The sequence below is a fragment of the Nocardia asiatica NBRC 100129 genome, assembly GCF_000308415.1.
GTDB classification, from domain to species: domain Bacteria; phylum Actinomycetota; class Actinomycetes; order Mycobacteriales; family Mycobacteriaceae; genus Nocardia; species Nocardia asiatica.
On the sequence record NZ_BAFS01000123.1, the window covers coordinates 1 to 23511 of the forward strand.

Genomic DNA, 23511 nt, shown 5'->3' on the forward strand with positions numbered 1-23511 from the left:
CCTCGTAGATCCGGTCGAACGGCTGACCGGTGTCCTCGGCGATGATGCCCAGCACCGTCTCCACGGTGTAGCGCAGATCGTCGGCCTGGACCTCGACGTCGACGGCCGTGCCGCCGATGCCCGCCGACCCCTGGTGCATCAGCACCCGGGCGTGCGGCAACGCGAAACGCCGCCCCTTACTGCCCGAGGACAAGAGGAATTGGCCCGCGCTGCAGGCCAATCCGAGCGCGAGCGTGGAGACTTCGCACGGCACCAGCCGCATCACGTCGCGGATGGCGAGCATCGACGGGACCGAGCCGCCGGGTGAGTGGATCCACAGGGAGATGCCCGCGTCGGGGTCTTCGGCGGCGAGAGTGAGCATCTGGGTCATCAGCAGCGTGCCGTTGTCGTCGTCGAGTGCGCCGTCCAGCACGACGATGCGGCGGCTGAGCAGTTGCTCCCGTGCCCGCCAGCTGAACATCGGGGTCTTGTCATCGTGAGCCATGAACCCACGGTGCCGCACTCGCGGCGCGAAACCGGTCCCGCGCTGCCCTCGGCAGATCCGCTCACAGCAGCGAGATGGGCTCGGCGCCCTCACCGGCCCAGTGTGGCCGCGTCGCGATCGCGCCGGGCTCCGAGTCCATCTCGCGGCGGTATCGGAAACGGCGATGCCCGTCGGCGCGTAATGCGCTGACGGGCACCGTCGATGGAACGCGGCTCGCTAGGACTCGCGGCCCGCGGTCGAGGCGGAGCGCTGCCTGCTGGTGCGGGCGCGGCGGCGTTCGGCCTGCAGTTCGGCGAGTTCCTGCTCGAGGATGTCGGCGACGCGGAACGAACCGGTGTCGTAGATATCCGGCGTGCGGGCCGTCGGCGGCTGCGGGATGTCGGGCTTGGGGCTGTCCTTGCCGTTCTTGGGCTCCGGCGGCACGGTCTCGCTCTTGACCTCCGCGAGCGGGCGCCGGGGCACCGCCGGGATCTCGGCCGTGGGCACCTCGGTTTCGGGCGCGAGCGTGCGCGGCTTGGCCGCAGGCGTCTGCCGGACAACCACCTTCGCCGCGGCGGGCTCGTCGGCGAGTGTCCGCGTCACCGGGCGCTCGTCGGCCTTGACCGTCGAGGCGGGCGCTACCGGGTCACCCACCACAGGCTTCTTCCCGTTGGCCGAGGACACGCCGTTTTCCGTGGTGATCGCGGCGTCGATGTCCTTGACCTTCACCGTGGTGCTGGGACGCGCTGCGACGACCTCCATCGCGTCGAGGTCTTCGATCGACTCGGGCAGCACCGGCTTGCGCGGCGTCTCGACCGGCGGCCGCTTCTTCTCGGCTTTCACCACGACCACGGGCTGCGCGTCGGATTCCTCCGGCACGTCCTGGGTTTCGGCGACCTCGGCCACGTCCTGCTCGACGACCTCCTCCGGAGCCTCCGCGACAACGGGACGCGGCTCGGGCTCCACGTATTCGGGCGGGACCGCCTGCGGCTCGGGGGCGACCGGCATCCGGTACCTGGGCAGCGTGAGCCGGATCTGCTCGGCCGGGTCGGGAAGGTCGCGGACCTGCTCGGTGGCCCGCGCGATGGCGAGACCGTAACGGGCGCTGGCGGCGTCGTGGATGAGCAGCGCGACACCGATCATCACCGGGGCGATGGCGTGCACGGCCGCGTCGTACCACGCGCCCGCGCGCAGATACGGATAGGTGTTGAGGCTGACGGTCAGCGCGAGCAGCGCGACCTCCGCCGCCGCGACCTGGCGGCGATTGTCGACCACGCCCCACTCGGCGACCTTGTTGGTGCCGATCATGATGATGATCAGGCAGACGCTGATCATGCCTTCGAGCAGGTAGCTGAACCAGTACAGCGGATCGGTCGCGCCGCCGGGAGCGATGTTGTGCTGCACGTTGACCGCCGACCACAGCATGCCCGCCGCGACGACACCGGCCAGCGCGCGCAGCGACCAGGACCGATGCCGGTACAGCGAGGCCAGTTTCGCGTGCGGGCTGGATTCGCGTCGCTGCGCGGCAATCGCCTTGCGGGCGAGGAGGAGATCACGCATGTCGGCCTTCTCGATCGCTTCGGTGGTCTGCCTGGCGCGGTCGGATGCCGCGGCAGCAGCCTGCGCCTCTTTCCAGCGCTGTCCGCGCTCCTGAGTACGGATCCGTTCGGCGAGTTCACGTTCGGCATGCAGTTCGTCCTCCGACAGCGCCTCGGTGAGCGCGGGATCGAACTGGTAGGCGAGCCGTCCACGGGCCTTCTCGACCCGCCTCGCCAGCTGTGTAACCTCGTCCTCGATGGGATGTTCGATGACCATCAGCGCTCCCCGCACGGGAGAGCAGATGGCAGACAAGTGATCACGTATGGCAACGGCACGTTTCATTCATAGTCGATCCACCGCTACTGGCGAAACTGTTCATTTGCCATCTCGCGGAACTATTCGGCGCGCCGCGGCCGACACACGCGGCACGGCGTGATTCCCGCCGGTCGCGAGCACTTCTTCCACGACCGCACAGCAGACCATCGGCGCCGGCCGTTGCGGCGATTCCGACTCGAATCGCGGATATCCCGTCGTTTCGGGAAACCGCGCGGACAAGCGCGGAACCGCTCAGTGCCGACCGGCCGCTTTCTCCTCCCGCACCGAGTCTTCCTCCCGCACCGAGTCGAGCGCCCGGGACAACGTGCCGAACAGCAGCCGGTCCAGCCGGTCCGGGTCGACGTCGTCGCGCGACAGCCACTGCACGGTGAGGTCCTCGGCCATCGCCCACCACGAGCGCACCACCAGCCGCTCGGCGGTGGACGACGCGGGCCTGCCGAGAGCGGCGAACACCCGGTCGGTCAGCTCGTCGTGCATCTGCTCCATGATCGCCTCGAGCACCGGGTCCTGCCCCGCGGCGCGGAGCAATCCCACCAGCGGACCACTGCGCTTGCGCATGTAGCCCACGAAGTTGGCGATCATCGACGCGAGCGGGTCGGCGGCGTCCGGGTCGGGGCCGGTGGCGCGCAGGAATCGCTGCGACGCGGCCCGCACGAGCTGCGCGTAGTACTCCTGCTTGGTCGGGAAGTAGTGGAAGAGCAGGCCGCGTGAGATGCCCGCCTGCTGCGCGACCGCGTCGACGGTGATCTGGTGCCAGGGGCGGTCGATCAACATGCCCAGGCCGATGCCGATCAGTTGACGGCGCCGGTCGTCCGCCCTGCGGCGGCCGCCGGGCTCCGCGGCAACCTCGGTCATCCACCCTCCTCTATTGAGCAATGCTCAATATTATGCTACCAATGACCCGACCGGAAGTTGAGCAATGCTCAGCGAGCCTCGAGGATGGGTATGGACTTCACGCATTCCGACCGAGCCGTCCGCCTCACCGACCAGGTGCGGCAGTTCGTGCGCGACGAGATCGAGCCGCGCGACGAGGAGCACGCCGCTTTCCTGAGGGAAGCGCCCTGGGCGGTCCCGCCGGTGGTCGAAGAACTCAAGCAGAAGGCGCGGGCCGCGGGGCTGTGGAACCTCTTCCTGCCCGATCCCGAGTTCGGCGCGGGCTTGAGCAATGTCGAATACGCGCCGATGGCCGAGGCGATGGGCGCTTCCGGCTGGGCGTCGGAGGTGTTCAACTGCAACGCGCCCGACACGGGCAACGCCGAGGTCCTGCTGCACTACGGCAGCGCGCAGCAGCGCCAGCAGTGGCTGCGGCCGCTGCTGGACGGCGAGATCCGCTCGGCGTTCTGCATGACCGAACCCGAGGTCGCGTCCTCGGACGCGACGAACATGGCCGCGACCGCCGTGGTGGACGGCGAAGACATCGTGCTCAACGGCCGCAAGTGGTGGAGCACCGGCATCGGCCATCCGAACTGCGCGTTCGTGATCTTCATGGGCCTCACCGACCCGGAGGCGCACCCCTACCAGCGGCACTCCATGGTGCTCGTCCCGCTGGGTACGCCCGGCGTGCGGGTCGAACGGATGCTCACCACGTTCGGCTACCTGGACGAGCCCTTCGGCCACGGCGAGGTCACCTTCACCGACGTACGGCTTCCGCTGGACGCCGTGATCGCCGGGCCGGGACGGGGCTTCGAGATCGCGCAGGGCCGCCTCGGCCCCGGCCGCATCCACCACTGCATGCGCGCCATCGGCCTGGCCGAGCGCGCACTCGAACTGGCCTGCCGTCGCAGCCTTTCGCGCACCGCGTTCGGCAAGCCGCTGGCCAACCTGGGCGGAAACCGGGAGCGCATCGCCAACGCCCGCGTCGCGATCGATCAGGCCAGGTTGCTCGTCCTGCACACCGCCTGGTTGCTGGACACCAAGGGTCTGGCCGGGGCGCGCAGCGAGGTCTCCCAGATCAAAGCGGTCGTGCCGAGGATGACTCAGGAAGTGCTCGACATGGCGATGCAGTTGCACGGCGGTGCGGGGCTTTCCGACGACTTCCCGCTGGCGCGCGCGTTCGCGGGCATCCGCTCGCTGCGCTTCGCCGACGGTCCCGACGAGGTGCACCTCGGTGTGATCGCCCGTCAGGAGCTACGCAAATACGGAACCGATCGGTGAGCGCCGCGGAGGCCACCGCGGTCCGCGCCGAGGACGCCTTCGACGTCGCCGCCGTGCACGCCTGGCTCGCCGACCGGGTGACCGGCCTGACCGAGCCGCCCGAGGTGCGCCAATTCTCCGGTGGCGCGTCGAATCTCACGTATCTGCTGCGCTACCCGGATCGTGATCTGATCCTGCGCCGCCCGCCGGGCGGTAAGAAGGCGGCTTCCGCGCACGACATGGGCCGTGAATACCTGGTGCAGGAGCGGTTGCGTCCGCACTACCGCTACGTGCCGCGGATGGTGGCGCACTGCGCCGATCCGGGCGTGATCGGCAGCGAGTTCTACGTGATGGAGCGCGTGGCGGGCACGATCCTGCGCGGCGATCTCCCGAAGGGGACGAGCCTGTCTTCCGACCAGGCCCGCCGGTTGTCCACCGCGGCTTTCGACTGCCTGATCGAACTGCACGAGGTGGACCCGGTCGCTGCCGGGCTCACCGAGATCGGCAAGGGCGCCGGCTATGTCGCCCGTCAGGTCGCGGGCTGGTCGCGGCGCTTCGTGGACGCCCGCACCGACAATGTCGGCGATTTCGCCGCGGTGATGGCCTGGCTCGAGGACAACCGGCCCGCGGACGTCGCCACCACCGTCATCCACAACGACTTCCGGCTGGACAATCTGGTGCTGGACCCGTCTGGCTCGGGCGCGATCGTCGGCGTGCTCGACTGGGAAATGGCGACACTGGGCGATCCGCTGATGGATCTGGGTGGTGCGCTGGCGTATTGGGTGCAGGCCGACGACGACGAGGTCATGCGGGCTTCCCGCCGTCAGCCCAGCCACCTGCCCGGCATGCTGACCCGTGCGCAGATCGTCGACCACTACTGCGCGCGCACCGGCCGCTCCGCCGCGAACTGGCCGTTCTACGAAGTCTTCGGGCTGTTCCGGCTCGCGGTGATCGCCCAGCAGATCTACTACCGCTACCACCACGGGCAGACCACCAACCCGGCGTTCAAAGACTTTTGGATGCTGATCAACTATCTGGAATGGCGCTGCCGGAAGGTCGCCGGGCTCGAGTAGCGGAAGTCCTCTCGAACCTCCGCTCTCTGTGCGTCCAGTCGCGCTCGCCCGATTCACACCCCGAACGCGATGGAGACGACATCGCGTGTAGTGCAAAGGCTTTCGATCGGCACTCCGTCGAAACGGTCGCTGAGCCAGGTGATCACGCTGTGCTCGGCGAGCGTGTTGAGGGTCAGGTGTTCGCTCGAATGGTCACGGACGTAGGTGACCCGCGCGGCCGGATCCCGGCAGTAGGCGGCGGCGAGCGCGTCGGCTGGACCGATCGGGACGAGCCAGTCCGCGGTCGCGTGGTAGAGCAGGACGGGTGCGTCGGGGACCGACTTGCCCATTCTGGTGCGGTCGAACACCGCTCGCAGCACCGGCGCGTCCAGCAGACCGCCGTGTGTGAGGCTGTCGATGTCGAGGAACGGTTCGACGGCCGCCTGGTGCAGCACGCAACCGCGGTCCTTGGCGGCCAGCAACTGCCGCCCGCGCGGGGTCGCGTTCTCCCGCAGGTAAGCCGCCAGTTCGGGTTCCTCACGGGCGAGCCCGATGACGGCGGCCGCGACCAGTCCCGCGCCCGGCCCCTCGTTCGCCGCCCGCGACAGGACCTCGAGATCCACGTCGGTGCCGCCGGAGACGACGCCGACGATGTTCACCTCCGGCGCGTAGGCGCCGCGCAGCTCCGCGCCGTGCAACGTGGGGATCGAACCTCCCGAGTAGCCCCACATCGCCACCTCGGTGTCGGGTCCGGGCAGCTCGAGCGGACCGAAATTCTCCGCGGCCCGAATCCCGTCCAGTGCGATCCGCGCGGCCAGCGGGCCATGGGCGAACGCCGCGTCCGGCCCCTGGTGATCCGGCACCACGACCGTCCATCCCTGCGCCAGCAGCGCCGGGACGCTGCGCAGCGGGTCGATCTGGCCGTCCAGCAGACCCGCTTGCATCGAACGGCGCACCGTGTACGAGGGCGCGCAGAACAGTCCGGTGGAGTCCTCGGCAGCGTGCAGCGACACCAGTTTGCCGTTCCCCGCATGCGGTTTCAGCAGGGTCGCGACCGCGGCGATCGGCTGGTCGGCGCTGTTGGTGGACCGATAGGAGACCTGCCATGCCTCGGCGTGCATCGACGCGCCGAGTTGGTTGGCGATCGTGACCGGCCGCGCGGCGAGGATCGCGCCGGGCCGCTCGGACGCAACCAGTTCGGCGGGCGGCCGGTAGAAGGGATCCAGCTCCGGCGGCATCGGCTCCGCCGTCGACGGAGGTTCGCCCAGCGCGGGCACACTCGGCGCGAACAGCAACAACGCGCACACCGCCGCGCCCACCATTCCCCACCGTGACGCGAATATCACCGACGACCTCCCCTGGAATCGATCGCTCGTGCCGTGCATTTCGCGCCGTTCGACCGCCCCGGCAGAGGCATCGTAACGAAAGCCGATGTGCCCGAGCGGCGCATCGAGAGATCGGCCCCGGCTCGGTCCAGACGGCCCAGACCGGCCCGGCCTGATGCGGCGCGCCGGCTTCGGCTCAGATCGCCCCAGCTCGGACCACACGACACGGCGCGACACGGCTCGCACCGATACACCGCGATCGGCCACGGCTGGGGCCGCCCGGCTCAGTTCGGTGGTGCGATTCTGACGATGGACGATCGGCCGCCGGTCTCGGTCACGGTGACGAACTGGCGGTAGGTGCGGTTGGCGGAGTCGGGCCGCAGTTCGGTGATGACCACGTCGTAGCGTCCGTCGAGCATGGGTGTGATCATGACGCAGTGCTGGGTCCCGGCGGGGACGGAGGCGATGCCCGCGTCGATGACGGCGACCGGTGGCACGGCGGCCTCCGGCACCGTCAGCGCGCGTGCGACCGCTCCCGAGCGGGTCACGTAGTAGGCGTGCTGGAAAGCCAGGATCACGTCCGGTCCGGAGGCAGTCGAGCCGGTTCCGTTACCGCGCACCAACTGCGCGCCGCGGGCCGGCTCGCAGCCCTGACCGCCGCCGAGTACCGGGTCGGCCACGGTGGCCGATTGCCGTGGCGCGGAGGCCGCGCCGGTGTAGACCAGGACCAGCGCGGCGGCGGCGAGCGAGGCGGCCACGCCGACGCCGCCGACCAGCCAGGCGCGGCGTGGCCCGCGACGGGTACGGCGCCGAGGGCGGGGCGCCCGGTGCCGGTCGTCGCGCATCCGGGGCGGCGGCTCGTGGGCGGAGAGCATGCCGGGCCAGGTGGGCACGCGTTCGGCCCGCCCCCGGCCCGGACGAGCGCGTCGGCCGCCGGGCTCGGACGTGTTCGACGACATGATCTCGCCGCACCCCCTTTTACCGGTGCCTACTCGGCCACCGTGGGTTCCCTCTCAATGCCGTTGCGCAATAACAACATTGCATATCTTCGTGGATTTTGTCGGTCAAATGCTCAACAGGCAAGGCAGAACCGCGCGCGACGCCGGAACACCGGCCGATCAGGACCGGGCGGTCGGTGCGGTTCGGTACCGGCGCTTACGCAGATGTGGCGGCACGCGCTGTCGTCCGGCGCGCACACGGTCATGGCGATGCGCTTCGATCGCGACGAGATCGCCGGGTCAACGAGCGAAGCGACGGCGTGCGGAACCGCCGTCCCGATCAAGCCCGCGCGGTGTCCGGCTGGTCCCAGGTCAGCGGATCCAGGTGCAGGAAGAATCGCCGACGCTCGGCGTCCAGTTCGATGCCGTAGCGATCGGCGAAGATCCGGTCGGCGCGTTCGGCGCGACTTTCGTCCTGCCACGACTCGCGGGAATTGGCTAGCAGCAGAGCGATGTCGGCATACGGGTCGGCGATGCCGAGGCGGCCGAGGTCGACGAAACCGGCGACGGTATGCGTGTCCGGGTCGAGAATGATGTTGGGCAAACACAGATCGCCGTGGCACACCACTGCTTCGGCGTCCTCTTGGCGCATCCTGGGCTCCAGTTCGGTGGCCAGCCGGGTGAGCAGGACGGTGGGCGGAGTGTCCTGCTGCTCCTCGGGCAGGAACTCGGTGTGCACCGCGCCTCGGACCACGACGTCCTGGGCGATCGCGAACATGCGCGCCAGGCCGCGGTCGAACGGGCACTCGGCGACCGGCACCTCGTGCAGGCGGCGCACCGCGTCGGCGATGGATTCCCATGCTTCCGAGAGGGTCCGGGCGGAAACGGCGTCGGCGGCGATACCGGGTACGGCGGCGGTGACCAAACAGGCGCCCTCCGCACCGGCCAGCCAGTCCAGCACCCGGGGGCCGGGAATGCCCTGGCCGTCGAGCCAGGTGATCTTGTCGCGCTCCAGCGCGAGGTCAGCGACCCGGCCCGGGTCGACGCACTTGGCGTAGCGTGCCCCGTCGGCGGACCGGAACACCTCGGCGCCGGATTCCCCGCCGCGGACCGGCTCCCATCGGCAATCGGACGGCAGCGCGGCCGGAAGGCGAACAAGCGACTCGGACACGCCATCGACCGTAGCAACTCGAACCGGCGTGGCCCAGCTCGCGGACCGTCGGCGGACCGAATGTATAGTTGCCAAAAGCAACTACTTGTGGTTGCTAAGTAATCTGCCGGTGGGGAACGTCGAGGTGAGTGTCATGTCCGCAACCGCTCGCGAGGGCCGCGCGTCGGCGACCGAACTCGCGGCCGCCGACGAACTGGGTCAGCGGCTGGTGCGGTTCATGCGCGCGATCAACCGGGCGAAGTGGCAGCCGGCCCGGCCCGGGCCGGAAGGGCTGGAGAAGCTGGCCTATGCCGTGCTGTTCTGCCTGGTGCACGAGGGCCCACAGCGCGCGGGCAGGCTCGCCGAGTTGCTGCACGCCGAGGCGTCCACCATCAGCAGGCAGAGCAGATCACTCGTGGCGCACGGCTTGGTGCAGCGCCGCCCCGACCCGGTGGACGGACGCGCGTGCGTGCTCGCGGCCACCGAGGAGGGCGTGCGCGTCTTCGAGGAGAACCGCGCGCTGCGCAACCGCTGGCTGGCCGACATCCTGGCCGACTGGCCCGCGACCGACCGCGAGACCTTGACCGTTCTGCTCGACCGGCTCACCACGGCAATAGAGACCACTCCCCGAAACCAAGCCGATCCGAAATAGGGCTCACCCATGACGAACTCCACCACCCGGGCTCCGCGGAACCCGGACGCAGGCGCGGACACGTCACTGTCCCACCGGCAGATCCTGACGGTGCTGTCCGGGCTGCTGCTCGGCATGTTCCTGGCCGCGCTCGACCAGAACATCGTCAGCGTCGCGATCGTCCGGATCGCCAACAGCCTGCACGGCTTCGACGAGCAAGCCTGGGCGACCACCGCCTACCTGATCACCGCGACGATCACCACGCCGCTGTACGGCAAGCTGGCCGACATCTACGGCCGTAAACCGTTCTACCTCACCGCGATCGGGCTGTTCGTCATCGGTTCGGTGGCCTGCACTTTCGCCACGTCGATGTACCAGCTCGCCGCGTTCCGCGCGTTCCAGGGCCTGGGCGCGGGCGGGCTGATGTCGCTGGCGTTCACCATCATCGGCGATATCGTCCCCGTCCGGGAACGGGTGCGCTACCAGGGCTATTTCATGATGGTCTTCGGCACGGCGACCGTGCTCGGGCCGGTGCTCGGCGGCTTCTTCTCCGACTACGAACAACTCGGCGGCATCGAAGGCTGGCGGTGGGTGTTCCTGGTGAACGTCCCGGTGGGCATGCTCGCCCTGTTCGTGGTGGCCAAGGTGCTCAACGTGCCGCACCAGCGCCAGAACCATCGGATCGACTGGCTCGGCGCACTGACGCTGACGATCTGCGTCGTGCCGCTGCTGCTCGTCGCCGAACAGGGACGCCACTGGGGATGGTCGTCGCACCGGTCGCTGCTGTGCTACGGCATCGGAGCCGTGGGGCTGCTGCTGTTCGTCCTCGTCGAGTTCCTGATGAAGGACTCGGCGCTGATCCCGTTGCGGCTGTTCCGGAGCTCGACGTTCAGCGTCACCATCGCGGGCGGATTCATCGTCGGCGTCGCGATGTTCGGCGCGATCACCATGGTCCCGCAGTACTTCCAGGTCGTGCGCGGCTACTCGCCCACGAAAGCCGGGCTGCTCATGTTGCCCTTGGTGCTCGGCATCACGGTCGGTTCGCAGATAGCCGGGCAGATCACCAAGCGGACGGGCCGCTACAAGATCCTGCCGGTGGCGGGCACGTTCATCGTCGCGGTGGGCGCGCTGCTGTACGCCCAGGTGCACTACGACAGCCCACTGTGGCAACCCCTCGCCTACGGCGCGGTGGTCGGGCTCGGCCTCGGCTGCTGCATGCAGACGCTGATCATCGCCGCGCAGAACGCCGGACCCCGCTCGGACATGGGCGTGTCCACCGCGTCGGCCACGTTCTTCCGGCAGATGGGCGGCACGCTCGGCGTCGCCGTGTTCCTGACCATCCTGTTCAATCTGCTGCCGCACCGGATCATCGACGCGTTCGGCGGCGCCCTGCCGCCCGGGTTCGGCCCCGGCCAGCTCAGCGCGATGCAGTCCAACACCAGCGGCATCGCGGCGCTGCCCGACGCGCTGCGCATCCCGATCCTCACCGGCTTCACCGACGCCATGCACGGGGTCTTCTACGCGGCGGCCGGGGTCGCCCTGCTGGCCTGTGTAGTGCTGATGTTCATGAAAGAGATTCCGTTGCAAGACCTTCCGGCGCCCGCCACGGGCGATCAGCCGGAAGCCGCCGAATCGGACTGGGACGCCGATCAGGTCTGGGAGGGCGCCGCCCAAGCGCTGTCGGAGCCGGAACCGGTGCTCGCCGCGGCGGCGACCGGCCGAGCCGCGGGCGATCCCGCGGGCAACGGCGCCGCTCGGCGGGAACCGCGGGCCGAGTTCGACGACGGCGAGTACGAAAGCCGCTCGCTGCGCGGTTACGTCCATCGCGCGGACGGCCGCCCCGTGCCGGCCGCCGCACTCACGCTGATCGACCACCACGGGCGGCAAGCCGCGCGGACCAGCGGCGGCTCCGACGGCGGTTACCTCGTCGCCGCGCCGGACGCGGGCGCTTACGTGCTGATCGCGTCGGCGGCCGGGCATCAGCCCGCCGCGGTGAACGTCACCGTCGGCGACCGGCCCCAGCAATTCGACGTCACCCTGCTCGGCTCCGGCGAACTTTCCGGGGTGGTCCGTTCGACCGCCGACGGCGAGCCGCTGCCGGGTGCGACCGTCACGCTGACCGACCTGGACGGCGAGGTGGTCACGACGGCGACCGCGACGGCCGACGGCGCCTACCTGTGCCATGGCGTGGTGCCCGGCACCTACACCCTGGTCGCGGTCGCCGAGCACATGCGGCCCAGCGCGACCGCGCTCACCGTGCCCGACAGCAGGCTGCTGCACCACGACATCGATCTCACGCCGATGGCGGTGCTGGCCGGGTCGGCGTGGTCCGACGGCGGGCGGGCGGTCTCGGACGTGCAGATCAGCGTGCTGGACGCGGCGGGCGTGCTGACCGCTACCACGCGCACCGACGAGCACGGACGTTATGTCGTCGCCGATCTCGCCGAAGGCGACTACACGGTCGTCGCGCGCGGCTACCCGCCGGTGACCAGCGAGGTCACGGTGAGCGGCGGCGAGGTGGCGCACGATGTGCGGCTGAGCTACGACATCGAGGAAGAGGCTTACGGAAAGTTCCCGCCCGCCCACTGACGATCCGGGCGAGGCGTTCGCACGGGGCGTGGCGCGAGTTCGCTGAGCAGATTCCCCGCGCGGCTCAGCGGCAGTCACTCCCCCGACCGGCCCCGCTTGTGATCGCCGAACGGTTCGTCGCGTTCGCGGACCGCCTCGCGGAAACCGGCGCTCGCGGCGCGCGTCTGAAAGGAGTAACCCTCCCTGGTGTGCCGGGAGATGCCGTCGAAGACCGTGCTGATCATCGCGGAGTTGGCCACCCCCTGGGCGGACAGCGCCGAGTTGAGCGCCAGTTTGGCCATCATGAGCTGGTTGATCGGCATGCGCGCGATCCGCGCGACGAATTCCTCGGTGCGCGCGTCGAGTTCGTCGGCGGGCCAGGACTCGATCGCCAGGCCCCATTCGACCGCCTGCTTCCCGGTGAGGCAGTCGCCGGTGAACAGCAGGCGCTTGGCTCGCTGGTCACCGAGGCGATGCGCCCACATGCCCGCCGCGGGCACACCCCAGACTCGGGTGGGCGGGTAACCGATCTTGGTGTCGTCGGCGCAGATGATCTGGTCGGCGAACAGGGCGATGTCGCTGCCGCCCGCCACGGCGAAGCCGTGCAGCTTGGCCACGGTCGGCTTGTTCGCCTGCATCAGGCTGGCGAAACCGCGGTTGAACCGGCTCATCATCGCGTAGTCGATCATCGGGTCCCAGACCCGCGCCGGATCGTGGTTGCGGCCCTGCACCACCGGATCGACGACGGTCCCCGCTACGTCGCCGGGACCGCCCGCCACCACGAAACTCTGCTCGGCGAACATGCTCAGGTCGTATCCGCCGCAGAACCCCTTGCCGCGGCCGGACAGCAGGATCACGTGCACCCGCGGGTCGAGGTCGGCGCGTTCGACCGCGTGCGCCAGATCGTGCGGCGTGTCGGGAGTGATCGCGTTGCCCTTCTCGGGCCGGTCGAAGGTGATGCGCGCGATGCGGCCGTCCCGCTCGTATGTCAGCGTCCGGTACTCGCGCGCGCCGTCGGGCTCGGGACGCCCCGCCCACGGTGAGTCCGGGGCCTCGGTCCAATTGCGGTACCACGCGCCCGATCCGCCATCGGCCTGGATGTCACTCTCGGTCATCGCTTTCCCTTCGACGCTGGTCCGAACCCGTCCCCGCAGTCTGGCGCACATGCCGGTTGACAGTCAATCCTGACTGTGAAATTCTCGCCCCGACGAAGGGAGCCGGAATGGCCGGACTGCGCGCGGAGCGGAAACAGGCCACCCGCGCCCACATCCTCGACGCCGCCGCCGACCTGCTGGCCGAGCGGGGCTATCGGGCACTGACCACCCTGTCCGTGCAGCGCGCCGCGAACGTCAGCCGCGGGGCGCTGCTGCATCATTTCCCGACCATCGGCACGCTGATCGCCGAACTGGTCGGCCATCTGGTCGCACGGAACGAGGCGGCCGTGGAAGAGATCGCAGCCGGGCTCGGCGACGGGGGCGACCCTTTGGCACGCGCTCTGACCGCACTGTACGAATCGATGACGCGCCCGGCGGCGCAAGCCGAGTTCGAATTGTGGGCCGCCGCGCGCACCGATCCCGCGCTTGCCGAGGCGTTGCGCGCGGCGGAACGAAAAGCCGGACGCGACTTGCGGCGTGTGGTGGACGGGCTGTTCGGCCCGGACGTCGTCGCCCATCCGCGCTATCCGGCCGTGCGCGATCTCACCATCGCGATCCTGCGGGGCACGGCGATGTCCCGTCCACTGCGCACCACCGAACGCGGCGCGACGGCAACCATCGGCCAATGGGCGCAGGCCATGACAGTTCTGCTCGCGCACGATCAATAGCAATCATCGGGCGTAGACGTGCCCGAATTCCCTGTGACACGCGTCACTTACTGCTCCGATTGTGCCGTCTCCCACATCATCGCTATCCTGTCTGCACTTTGAGACCACCGAGTTTCAATGCAGCCTTCGACGGGGCCGGGTTCGACCACCGCACGGCGCCGGCGAAGGCCGATTCCTGCCGGGGAGCGCCTGCGGCGCGTGGACTACCAGGAGCAAACGCCATGCGATCGAAGTTTCTCTCGGCGGCCATCGGTATCGCGGTGATGGCGCTGTCGTATGTGGGACCGGGCAGTGGACCTGCCGTCGCCGCACCGGATTGCCCGAGCCTCTACGTGGTGGCGATCCCGGGCACCTGGGAGACCACCGACCAACTGGACGGACCCGGGATGCTGGCCGGAGTCACCAGAGGACTGCCGCCCTCGGCGCGCGTGGACTATGTCAGCTACGCCGCGACCGCCTTCCCCTGGGAGAGCGAGGTGTACGGCGCCTCCAAGCGCGAGGCGGTCGACAACGCGCGCGGCATGATCGCGGCCATGGGCAGGGAGTGCGGCGCGACCAGGATCGCGCTGGTCGGCTACAGCCAGGGCGCGGACGCCGCCGGTGATCTCGCCGCCGAGATCGGCACCGGCCTGGGTGTGGTGCCGCCGCACCGGATCGCCGCGGTCGGGCTCATCTCCGATCCGCGCCGCTCCCCCACCGACGCGCTGGTCGGCCCGCCGGTCGGCGGCGCGGGCGCGGGCGGTCCCCGCATCGGCGGGTTCGGCTTCGTCACTCCGCAGACCCGTACCATCTGCGCGCACGGCGATCTGTACTGCGCTACGGCCTCGGACGATTTCATCACCCGCTTCGCGGGCTTCCTGGCCCAGACCTCCCATCCCGACCCGGCCTACCTCTGGCGCTACCAGCTCGAGATGGGCGCGATCGTCGGCGATCTGATGTCCAACGGCGGATTCCCCCTGCTGCAGAGCCAGCTGTCGGAGTCGGCCAACCAGGAACGGGCCCGATTGCTGGACGAGTTCTACCGCTCCGAAGCGCACACCGCGTACGGCACCTACCCCGTGGGCGGCGGAGCGACGGCGCTGTCGTGGATGCACGACTGGCTGGCCTCGCTGGCCTGAGTCACCAGGCGAGCCGCCGCCCGACCGCACCCGGTCGTCCAACGACGGCGGGAACGTGCGCTCTTCGCCGCTGGATGCCACGTGGGGCCGTGCCGCGCAGACCATCCATGCACTCGGCCGTCACCCGCGTGGCACTCCTGGCTGACCATCGCAGGGATGGCGGCGGACGCCGAGTTGCCGGACGCGCACCGAACCCGGCGATCCGCCTTCGCCGCTGACGCGATCCGTGGATCGCGTCAGCGGATGCGTAGCGCCGTCAAACGCCAGCCTGCCGAGCGCGTCCGGACGATGCGGGCCGCCAAGGCGAAACGGCGCGTGCCACGACCGTAGGCGGCGACGACCTCGGCGGTCTTGGCGTCCACGAGCACCACGCTCACCCGGACCGGCACCGCGGCGCCGAGAGCGCGGCCGGGCACGAGACCGGCGTCGAGCAACGTGCGCACCGCGGCAACCACCGTGGCGTCGGCGACCACGGCCAGTTGCGGCACCGGCCGTCTGCGGTCGAGCACCTCGAGGACGATGCGCACCGCCGACTCGGCGAATCGGCGTGCCGTCGGCTGCGTTCGGTCATCGGCCGGCGCCGGAGACGCGTGGCTCCGGCGCACCGCACTGCGCACCCCCGGACTGGCCCGAGCGGATGGCGCGTACGGCCGCGGCCGGCACGGCAGCGACCGAGCCGGGGCCGGATCGCTCGACGCGCCCTCCGCCGCGGCGCGCCGCCGACTGTCCAACGGCGGCTCCGGATTCGGAGCCTGTGCCAGCCAATCGCGATAACCAACCATGCGGATCCCCCTTCGAACTCGGTGGTCGAACCTTGTGGCGACGATTCTGCGGGCGGGCCACCGGATATCGCGCGTAGTCGGCTACCCGATTCCGGCCGGACGCCCCACCACCGGGAGCCGGCGGGAACGAAGACCGACCTATGTTGGAGTCGGCGGGCCCCGCCCCGGAAGCCGAGACCTGGATGACCGACGAGCGAGGAGCGGAAGTGACCGTATCCGGAAGATCCGCGATTCTCCTTCGGACAGTCCGCGCGGGTCTGCTGACGCTCGCCGGAGTGCTCGCCGCGTACCTCGCGCTCAGCCAGGCGCTCGCGGTCACGCCGGTTTCCTGGCTGATGCCCTTGTTGCGCAACGCGATCGTCCAGTCGGCCGTGCTCCTGCTCGGCGCGGTCCGCGACGCCCTCGGCTCGTGGAACATGGTGCTCGCCGTGCTGGCGACCGGGCTGGCGCTGTCGGCGTTGCGGACCGGCGGGCGGGGCCGGGGCATCGCGGGCACGGTGACCGGCGTGGCCGCGGTCGGCTTGGTCCTGTCCGTCGTGACCAGTGCGACACTGGTGTTCGCGGCGCGCGACGCGGCGGGCGTGTGGATTCCGTTCGCCCCGGCCGTCCCGTTCAGCACGGTCGGCGACGCACCCGACGAGACGGTCACCTACGCGACCGTCGACGGGCAGCCGATCCGGGCGGATCTGTACCTGCCCGCGCCCGCGCCCGAACCCGCCCCGCTGGTGGTGAGCATCCACGGCGGAGCCTTCGTCACCGGCAGCCGCGGCACCGACGCCTACACGAGCTGGCTGGCGGGCAACGGATATGCCGTGCTCGACGTGGACTACCGGCTCTCCGACGACGACCACCACCGCTGGGACACCCAGGACGCCGACATCGCCTGCGCGCTCACCTGGGCCGCGGCGAACGCGCAGCGGTACAACTGGGACATGCGACGGGTCGCGACGTTCGGCGAATCCGCAGGCGGGAATCTCGCGATCAACGTCGCGAACAAGATCAACGCGGGTCTCTTGCGGCCCAGCTGCGGCAGCGCCGCCGAATTGCCGAAGGTGCGCACGGCGATCGGGCTGTACCCCGCGGTCGACCTGGCCGCGTCGGGCGCGGAGACCGCCCTGGGCGTCGACTCGGCCCGGCGATACCTCGGCGGGACGCCGGAGCAGTACCCCGAGCGCTACACCGCGACCGGCTCCGCCACGCACGTCACCGTGCACACCCCGCCCACGCTGCTGATCCAGGGCGCCGGCGACCATCTCGTGCTCGCCGAGCACACCCGCGCCTACGCCGCCGCCCTCGAGACCGCGCACGTCCCGCACCGCTACGTCGAGCTGCCGTTCCTCGACCACGCCTTCGGCGCCACCGAACTGGACACCGGCGCCCAGGTCACACGCGCGCTCGCGCGGACCTGGCTGGCCGAATACCTGGCGTAACCGACGCCACACCGCCGGACCGGGAATACCCGCGCACCCCGCCCGGTTCCTTTGGTTGCCATATCCACCAAATTGCGGCAGACTGAGAACGAAGGAGGCGTCGTGCAGTTCGGAATTTTCACGGTCGGCGATGTGACGACCGACCCCACGACCGGCCGGACACCGAGTGAGCACGAGCGCATCACCGCCATGGTGACCATCGCGCGCAAGGCCGAGGAGGTCGGGCTGGACGTGTTCGCCACCGGCGAGCACCACAACCGGCCGTTCGTGCCGTCGTCGCCGACCACCATGCTCGGCTATATCGCGGCGCGGACCGAGCGGCTGCTGCTCTCCACCGCGACGACGCTGATCACCACGAACGATCCGGTGAAGATCGCCGAGGACTTCGCGATGCTGCAGCACCTGACCGAAGGGCGCGTCGATCTGATGCTCGGCCGCGGCAACACCGGCCCGGTCTACCCCTGGTTCGGCAAGGACATTCGCGACGGCATCCCGCTGGCGATCGAGAACTACCACCTGCTGCACCGGCTCTGGCGCGAAGACGTGGTCGACTGGGAGGGCAAGTTCCGCACGCCGCTGCAGTCGTTCACCGCCACGCCGCGCCCGCTGGACGACGTGCCGCCGTTCGTCTGGCACGGCTCGATCCGCAGCCCCGAGATCGCCGAGCAGGCGGCCTACTACGGTGACGGCTTCTTCGCCAACAACATCTTCTGGCCGAAAGAGCACTTCCAGCGGCTGATCGCGCTGTACCGGCAGCGCTACGAGCACTACGGCCACGGCTCGGCCGACCAGGCGATCGTCGGGCTGGGCGGACAGGTGTTCATGCGCAAGAACTCGCAGGACGCGGTACGGGAGTTCCGGCCCTACTTCGACAACGCGCCGGTGTACGGGCACGGCCCGTCGCTGGAGGAGTTCACCGAACAGACCCCGCTCACCGTGGGCAGCCCGCAGGAGGTCATCGACAAGACGCTCACCTTCCGCGAGTCGTTCGGCGACTACCAGCGCCAGCTGTTCCTGATGGATCACGCGGGCCTGCCGCTGAAAACCGTGCTCGAGCAGCTGGACCTACTCGGCGAAGAGGTGGTCCCGGTGCTGCGCAAGGAATTCGCGGCGCTGCGCCCGGCGCATGTGCCGGGCGCGCCCACGCACGCGAGCCTGGTGGCCGCCCGCGACGCAGCGGTGCAGGCGGCGCGATGACCCGCGTCGCCGTCGTCACCGCGGGCCTGTCGCAACCTTCCTCGACCCGGCTGCTGGGCGATCGCCTCGCCGCCGCCACCGGCGCGGCGCTGGCCGCGACCGGCGGCAACGCGACAATCGAGGTGGTGGAGCTACGCGACCACGCCCGCGGTCTGGCCGACAATCTGCTGACCGGATTCGCGGCGGGCGAGCTGCGCGCCACGATCGACACCGTGACCGGCGCCGACGGACTGATCGCCGTCACGCCGATCTTCAACGCCTCCTACAGCGGCCTGTTCAAGACGTTCTTCGACGTGCTGGAACCGGATGCGCTGGCCGGGATGCCGGTGCTGCTCGGCGCGACCGGCGGCTCGGCGCGCCATTCCCTGACCTTGGAACACGCACTGCGTCCGATGTTCAGCTACCTGCGCGCGGTGGTCGCGCCGACGGCCGTCTACGCGGCGTCCGAGGACTGGGCATCCGCGGCGGACGGTGGACTGAGCACCCGGATCGACCGTGCCGCGGCGGAACTCGCCGCCATGCTGACCGGAACGCCGCGATCGCGAGCCACCGATCCGTACGACAACCCGGTGCCGTTCGCACAGCTACTCGGCACGCACTGATCTTCCGCGACGAACCACTACCCAACCCTGCCCAACTAGTTCAAAAATCAACGATCAAGGAGAACGACATGTCGACCGGAATCACCAACGCTCTGACCGCGGGCACCTGGGCCATCGACCCCGCCCACTCCACACTCGGCTTCTCGGTACGTCACCTGATGGTGAGCAAGGTGCGCGGCCGCTTCACCGACTTCTCGGGCAAGCTGGTCATCGGCGCGGACGGCAGCGCCTCGGCCGAGGCCGAGATCCGGGTCGACTCGGTCACCACCGACAACGAACAGCGCGACGCGCACCTGCGCACCGCGGACTTCTTCGGAGCCGAACAGTTCCCGGTGGCCACGTTCAAGTCCACCGGATTCCGGGTCGACGGCGGGGACTTCGTGGTGGACGGCGAATTCACCATTCGCGGCGTCACCAAGCCGGTCTCGCTGGAGGTGGAATTCCTCGGGGTGAACCCGGGCATGGGCCACGGGCCGGTCGCGGGCTTCGAAGCCAAGACCGTGATCAACCGCCGCGACTTCGGCATCACCATCGACATGCCGCTGCCCGACGGCGGCGCGGTGATCGGCGACAAGATCACGCTCACCCTCGAGGTCGAGGTCGGCTTGCAGTCCTGAGCATCCGGACGCCTCCCGTAGGAGTCCCCGACTCCCGCGGGAGGCGTCCTTCCGGTCAGAAGAGCGTCATCGGCTCGGCCGAAGCGGGCTCGGGCAGCGGGTCGATCTCGGGCAGGCGGGCACGGACCTCGTCGTGGAAGCGGCGAGCCAGCTCCAGCGAGCCGGCGTTGTCCGGCGTGTGCAGGAACACCGTCGGCGACCGGCCTTCGCGCAACCATTCGGCGACCGTGCCGACCCATGGTCGCCAGCCCTCGACGGTCCGCCGGACGTCGTCGCGGCCGTGGTACCGGACGATCGGGTATTCGGTCAGCGCGCGCATCCGCCGCCGCACCCGGGGCTTCTTCGACGCCGCCTCATGCTCCGCCGCACTGGTGGGCGGGCCGTCGAAAAGCACGGTGGTGTCGAACGGGACCCATTCCGCGCCGACCCTGGACAGCACGTATTCGAGGCTGCGCGCGGCCTGCTCGTCGGCGAAGAACGCGGGATGCCGCACTTCGACGGCGATCCGGTAGGCGCGCGGCGTCTGCCGCAGGAATCCCGCCAGCGCACCGAGGTCCGTCGGGCCGAACGAGCCGGGCAACTGCACCCACAGCGCGTGGACACGTTCGCCGAGCGGCTCCATGACGGCGAGGAAAGACCGCAGCTGCTGCTCCGCGCCGACGAGCCTGCGTTCGTGGGTGATCGGCTTGGGCAGCTTGAGCACGAACCGGAACGCGGGATCGCATTGAGCGGCCCACGATTCCACCGTTCGCCGCGAGGGCGTCGCGTAGAACGTCGTATTGCCCTCGACCGCATTGCACCACGTGGCATACCAGCGCAACCGCTCCCCCGGCGCGAGCTGCTTCTCCTGCCAAGCCGCGTGCGTCCACATCGCACATCCCACGTGAAGCCGCATACCCGCGACGCTAACCCACCGTCCCGACACGAGCGCAAGTCGCTCGTCCCGGCGGCACGCGAACCCGGCCCGGACTCACCGCCGCGTCCGCTTCTGCGACCGCACCCAGCCGAAGGTCAGCTCGACGGCGCGCTTCCAGTTGTCGTACTCGTCCTCGCGCGATTCGGGGTCCATCCGTGGCACCCATTGGGCGGCGAGGCGCCAGTTGTTGCGCAGCCCTTCCAGATCCGGCCAGTAACCGACGGCCAGGCCCGCGGCGTAGGCCGCGCCGAGCGAGACGGTTTCGGCGACGAAAGGACGCGACACCGGCACGTCCAGGACATCGGCCACGATCTGCATGAGCAAGTTGTTCGAGGTCATGCCGCCGTCCACGCGCAACGCCGCGGCCTGCAGGCCGGAATCGGCGTTCATCGCCTCCACCACGTCGCGGGTCTGCCACGCGGTGGCCTCCAGCACCGCGCGGGCGATGTGCCCCTTGGTGACATAGGAGGTCAGCCCGGCGATGAGACCGCGGGCGTCGCCACGCCAATGCGGCGCGTACAGACCGGAGAACGCGGGCACGACGTAGCAGCCGCCGTTGTCCTCGACGGTGCGGGCGAGGGTCTCGATCTCCGGCGCGCTGCCGATGAGGCCGATGTTGTCGCGCACCCACTGCACGAGCGAACCGGTGACGGCGATCGGTCCCTCCAGCGCGTAGACCGGCTCCGGGCCGATCTGGTAGCCGATCGTGGTGAGCAGGCCGTGCTCGGATCGCACCAGCTCGCGTCCGGTGTTCATCATGAGGAATCCACCGGTGCCGTAGGTGCACTTGGTCTCCCCACGCGCGAAACAGGTTTGGCCGAACAGCGCGGCATGCTGGTCGCCCAGCGCGGCGGCGATCCGGATGCCGGGCACCACCCGGCGGGTGGTGCCGTAGGACGCGGTCGAGGGTTGGATGCGCGGCAGCATCGCAGCGGGGATGCCGAAGAACTCGAGCAGTTCGTCGTCCCAGGCCAGGGTGCTGAGATTCATCAGAAGGGTGCGGCTGGCATTGGTGACGTCGGTGCGGTGCAGCCCGCCGTCGGGACCGCCGGTGAGGTTCCAGATCAGCCAGGTCTCCATGGTGCCGAACAACACCTCGCCCCGCTCGGCGCGCTCGCGCACCCCGGGCACGGAGTCCAGGATCCAGCGCAGCCGCGGCGCGGCGAAATAGCCGGCCAGGGGCAGACCGCAGAGTTCGCGGATCCGGTCGGCGCCCATCTTGCCCCTCAGTTCCCGGACCAGTTCCTCGGTCCGTACGTCCTGCCAGACGATGGCGCGCCCGATGGGTATTCCGGTGCGGCGGTCCCACACCACGGTGGTCTCGCGCTGGTTCGCGATGCCGAGCGCGGCGATGCGGTCGGCGGCTACGCCGGAATCGCGCAGCGCCTGCGGCACGATCCGCTCGACATCGCGCCAGATCTCCAGCGCATCCTGCTCGGCCCACCCCGGACGCGGGTAATGCTGCTGGTGCCGCCGCTGGGCGACGCCGACCAGCCGGGCACGCTGGTCGAACAGGATGCACCTCGTAGAGGTGGTGCCCTGATCGATCGCCAGCACGTAACGCTGCTGCTTCATGCTCGACTGCTCCTGGTCGAAATCCGCCGGTCGTCGGCCGGGCCGCGATCAGTGCCCCGCACCGAGATCCCGTGACACCGCGCGAGCGGCGTCGAGCACCTGACCGACCAGCGCGGGCCGGAGCCGCAACTGGGCGTCACAGAGCCGGTCCACCGCGCCGGTGATGCCGATGGCGCCGACCACCAGGCCGCCGGGCGCCCGGATCGGCGCCGCGATGCCCGCCTCCCCCGTCCGGAACTCCTCGGTGTCGCCGGCCCATCCGGCCTGCCGAACACCGCCGAGCGCCCTGGTGAGCGCCGCGCGGTCGACGAGGGTGCGGTGCGTGAGCGGGGCCAGTTCGGCGCCGCGCACCGTGGCGGCCAAGTCGGTGTCGTAGGCGAGCAGGACCTTGCCGAGCGCGGTAGCGTGCGGCGGCAGGAGCTCGCCGAGTTCGAGCGCCTGTTCGGTGTTGTCGGGCCGGAACACGTGGTGGACCACGACCACCGCGCCGTCCATCGGCGCGCCGATCCGCACCGACTCGCCCGTGCGCGCCGCCAGCGCATCGGCCCAGTTGATCGCGCGGGAGCGCAACTCGTTCGCGTCGAGGTAGCTGGTGCCCAGGTGCAGCAGCGCCGCACCGAGTTGGTACTTGCCGGTCGCCGGATCCTGCTCGACGAAGCCGACACCCTGGAGCGTGCGCAGGATGCCGTGCGCGGTCGGCTTCGGCAACTCGAGCGCACCTGCGATGTCGCCGACGCCGAGGCGGCCGGAGCCGCGGGCCAGCAGCCGCAGGACGGCCGCCGCCCGCTCGATCGATTGGATCGCACCCGGCATGTCGGGAAACCTATCCCCCGCGTCGTGATTCGACAATGTCGAACGGTTGGTAATACCCGGGCAACATTACTTAAACCCGGTGTGAGCTGCGCCATACATCCTCCTCGCGCGTCGGACGGTAGTGGCGCTGCCTTCCGGCAACCAGTCGAGCCGTTCGACATTGTCGAACGCAAGCCGTATCCAGGTCCGGCATTCCGCCGTAATTTCCGTTTCACGCACGGTCGCATCCGCGGCCTGGCGGGGTGAACGGAGGCTCAACGATGAACTTCGGCTCGATCTTTCTCAGCGAAGCGCTCGGCACGGGAGTGCTGGTACTGCTCGGGATCGGCGTGGTGGCGAACGTATTGCTGACCAAGTCCAAAGGACTGGACGGCGGCTGGCTACTGATCAATGTTGGATGGGGGTTCGCCGTTCTCGCCGGCGTCTACGTCGCCTACAAGACCGGCGGCCACCTCAATCCCGCGGTCACCATCGGCATCCTGTTCAGCGGCGCCGACGAGTTCG

At 69.8% G+C, this 23511-nt stretch carries 22 protein-coding genes and 1 pseudogene; 12 read left to right on the forward strand and 11 right to left on the reverse strand.

Annotation, left to right across the window (positions count from 1 at the left end; translation table 11 throughout):
• The 3 genes from ON27_RS11340 to ON27_RS11350 all read right to left on the reverse strand — a co-directional run.
• Positions 1 to 484: ClpP family protease (locus ON27_RS11340; RefSeq protein ID WP_043724099.1), on the reverse strand; the 484-nt coding region annotated here is incomplete at its 3' end.
• Positions 485 to 700: 216 nt separating this feature from the next.
• On the reverse strand, positions 701 to 2278 hold the full coding sequence (locus ON27_RS11345; protein WP_043724100.1) for a hypothetical protein: 1578 nt from the start codon (positions 2276 to 2278) through the stop codon (positions 701 to 703).
• A gap of 291 nt (positions 2279 to 2569) precedes the next feature.
• Positions 2570 to 3193: a TetR/AcrR family transcriptional regulator gene (locus ON27_RS11350; RefSeq protein WP_051046441.1), complete on the reverse strand. Its 624-nt coding sequence runs from the start codon at positions 3191 to 3193 to the stop codon at positions 2570 to 2572.
• Positions 3194 to 3283: 90 nt separating this feature from the next.
• Between ON27_RS11350 and ON27_RS11355 the strand changes: the two genes are divergently transcribed.
• The gene (locus ON27_RS11355; RefSeq protein WP_043724101.1) at positions 3284 to 4492 is read left to right on the forward strand and encodes an acyl-CoA dehydrogenase family protein; all 1209 of its coding nucleotides are present in this window, start codon (positions 3284 to 3286) and stop codon (positions 4490 to 4492) included.
• Positions 4489 to 5544 (forward strand): phosphotransferase family protein, encoded by a 1056-nt coding sequence (locus ON27_RS11360; protein ID WP_043724108.1) that lies wholly within the window; start codon positions 4489 to 4491, stop codon positions 5542 to 5544. The genes ON27_RS11355 and ON27_RS11360 overlap by 4 nt, the downstream gene beginning before the upstream one ends.
• A 53-nt stretch (positions 5545 to 5597) precedes the next feature.
• Here the strand turns inward: ON27_RS11360 and ON27_RS11365 are convergent, their stop codons facing one another.
• Positions 5598 to 6869 carry a lipase family protein gene (locus tag ON27_RS11365; protein WP_157227159.1) on the reverse strand — a complete coding sequence of 424 codons (1272 nt, stop codon included), beginning with the start codon at positions 6867 to 6869 and terminating at the stop codon, positions 5598 to 5600.
• A gap of 263 nt (positions 6870 to 7132) precedes the next feature.
• Positions 7133 to 7807, reverse strand: a complete 675-nt coding sequence (locus tag ON27_RS11370) for a DUF8176 domain-containing protein (protein WP_043724109.1) — start codon at positions 7805 to 7807, stop codon at positions 7133 to 7135.
• A 204-nt stretch (positions 7808 to 8011) separates the two neighbouring features.
• Here ON27_RS11370 and ON27_RS45805 point away from each other — a divergent pair.
• A pseudogene (locus ON27_RS45805) lies at positions 8012 to 8116 on the forward strand (YbjQ family protein); the annotation flags it as partial.
• A 10-nt stretch (positions 8117 to 8126) separates the two neighbouring features.
• Here ON27_RS45805 and ON27_RS11375 read toward each other — a convergent pair.
• Positions 8127 to 8957: an APH(3'') family aminoglycoside O-phosphotransferase gene (locus ON27_RS11375; RefSeq protein WP_083887510.1), complete on the reverse strand. Its 831-nt coding sequence runs from the start codon at positions 8955 to 8957 to the stop codon at positions 8127 to 8129.
• Between the two features lie 133 nt (positions 8958 to 9090).
• On the opposite strand from ON27_RS11375, the gene ON27_RS11380 reads away from it, so the two are divergent.
• Together ON27_RS11380 and ON27_RS11385 are read left to right on the forward strand one after the other, a co-directional pair.
• Entirely contained in the window at positions 9091 to 9588 is a 498-nt protein-coding gene (locus ON27_RS11380) for a MarR family winged helix-turn-helix transcriptional regulator (protein ID WP_043724110.1), read from the forward strand.
• 9 nt (positions 9589 to 9597) lie between these two features.
• Positions 9598 to 12156, forward strand: coding sequence for an MFS transporter (locus ON27_RS11385; protein WP_043724111.1), 2559 nt, complete (start codon positions 9598 to 9600; stop codon positions 12154 to 12156).
• Positions 12157 to 12230: 74 nt separating this feature from the next.
• Here the strand turns inward: ON27_RS11385 and ON27_RS11390 are convergent, their stop codons facing one another.
• On the reverse strand, positions 12231 to 13250 hold the full coding sequence (locus ON27_RS11390; RefSeq protein WP_043724112.1) for a crotonase/enoyl-CoA hydratase family protein: 1020 nt from the start codon (positions 13248 to 13250) through the stop codon (positions 12231 to 12233).
• 107 nt (positions 13251 to 13357) lie between these two features.
• On the opposite strand from ON27_RS11390, the gene ON27_RS11395 reads away from it, so the two are divergent.
• Entirely contained in the window at positions 13358 to 13957 is a 600-nt protein-coding gene (locus tag ON27_RS11395) for a TetR/AcrR family transcriptional regulator (protein ID WP_043724115.1), read from the forward strand.
• A 221-nt stretch (positions 13958 to 14178) separates the two neighbouring features.
• Positions 14179 to 15075 carry a cutinase family protein gene (locus tag ON27_RS11400; RefSeq protein ID WP_043724120.1) on the forward strand — a complete coding sequence of 299 codons (897 nt, stop codon included), beginning with the start codon at positions 14179 to 14181 and terminating at the stop codon, positions 15073 to 15075.
• A 236-nt stretch (positions 15076 to 15311) separates the two neighbouring features.
• Here ON27_RS11400 and ON27_RS45365 read toward each other — a convergent pair whose 3' ends face one another.
• Positions 15312 to 15857, reverse strand: a complete 546-nt coding sequence (locus ON27_RS45365) for an Rv3235 family protein (RefSeq protein WP_281032762.1) — start codon at positions 15855 to 15857, stop codon at positions 15312 to 15314.
• A 206-nt stretch (positions 15858 to 16063) separates the two neighbouring features.
• Between ON27_RS45365 and ON27_RS11410 the strand changes: the two genes are divergently transcribed.
• The 4 genes from ON27_RS11410 to ON27_RS11425 all read left to right on the forward strand — a co-directional run bounded on the left by ON27_RS11410 (position 16064) and on the right by ON27_RS11425 (position 19703).
• Positions 16064 to 17287 (forward strand): alpha/beta hydrolase, encoded by a 1224-nt coding sequence (locus ON27_RS11410; protein ID WP_157227160.1) that lies wholly within the window; start codon positions 16064 to 16066, stop codon positions 17285 to 17287.
• Positions 17288 to 17389: 102 nt separating this feature from the next.
• The gene (locus ON27_RS11415) at positions 17390 to 18484 is read left to right on the forward strand and encodes an LLM class flavin-dependent oxidoreductase (RefSeq protein WP_043724122.1); all 1095 of its coding nucleotides are present in this window, start codon (positions 17390 to 17392) and stop codon (positions 18482 to 18484) included.
• On the forward strand, positions 18481 to 19086 hold the full coding sequence (locus tag ON27_RS11420; RefSeq protein WP_043724123.1) for an FMN reductase: 606 nt from the start codon (positions 18481 to 18483) through the stop codon (positions 19084 to 19086). The genes ON27_RS11415 and ON27_RS11420 overlap by 4 nt, the downstream gene beginning before the upstream one ends.
• 68 nt (positions 19087 to 19154) lie before the next feature.
• Positions 19155 to 19703: a YceI family protein gene (locus ON27_RS11425; RefSeq protein ID WP_043724124.1), complete on the forward strand. Its 549-nt coding sequence runs from the start codon at positions 19155 to 19157 to the stop codon at positions 19701 to 19703.
• A 55-nt stretch (positions 19704 to 19758) separates the two neighbouring features.
• Here ON27_RS11425 and ON27_RS11430 read toward each other — a convergent pair whose 3' ends face one another.
• From ON27_RS11430 to ON27_RS11440, 3 genes are all read right to left on the reverse strand, one after another.
• Positions 19759 to 20598 carry a DUF72 domain-containing protein gene (locus ON27_RS11430; RefSeq protein ID WP_506330630.1) on the reverse strand — a complete coding sequence of 280 codons (840 nt, stop codon included), beginning with the start codon at positions 20596 to 20598 and terminating at the stop codon, positions 19759 to 19761.
• A gap of 75 nt (positions 20599 to 20673) precedes the next feature.
• Positions 20674 to 22194 (reverse strand): glycerol kinase GlpK, encoded by a 1521-nt coding sequence (gene glpK / locus ON27_RS11435; protein WP_043724143.1) that lies wholly within the window; start codon positions 22192 to 22194, stop codon positions 20674 to 20676.
• A gap of 48 nt (positions 22195 to 22242) precedes the next feature.
• Positions 22243 to 23007 carry an IclR family transcriptional regulator gene (locus ON27_RS11440; protein WP_043724147.1) on the reverse strand — a complete coding sequence of 255 codons (765 nt, stop codon included), beginning with the start codon at positions 23005 to 23007 and terminating at the stop codon, positions 22243 to 22245.
• Positions 23008 to 23267: 260 nt separating this feature from the next.
• Between ON27_RS11440 and ON27_RS11445 the strand changes: the two genes are divergently transcribed.
• On the forward strand, positions 23268 to 23511 hold a 244-nt coding region (locus ON27_RS11445; RefSeq protein WP_043724151.1), incomplete at its 3' end, for an aquaporin.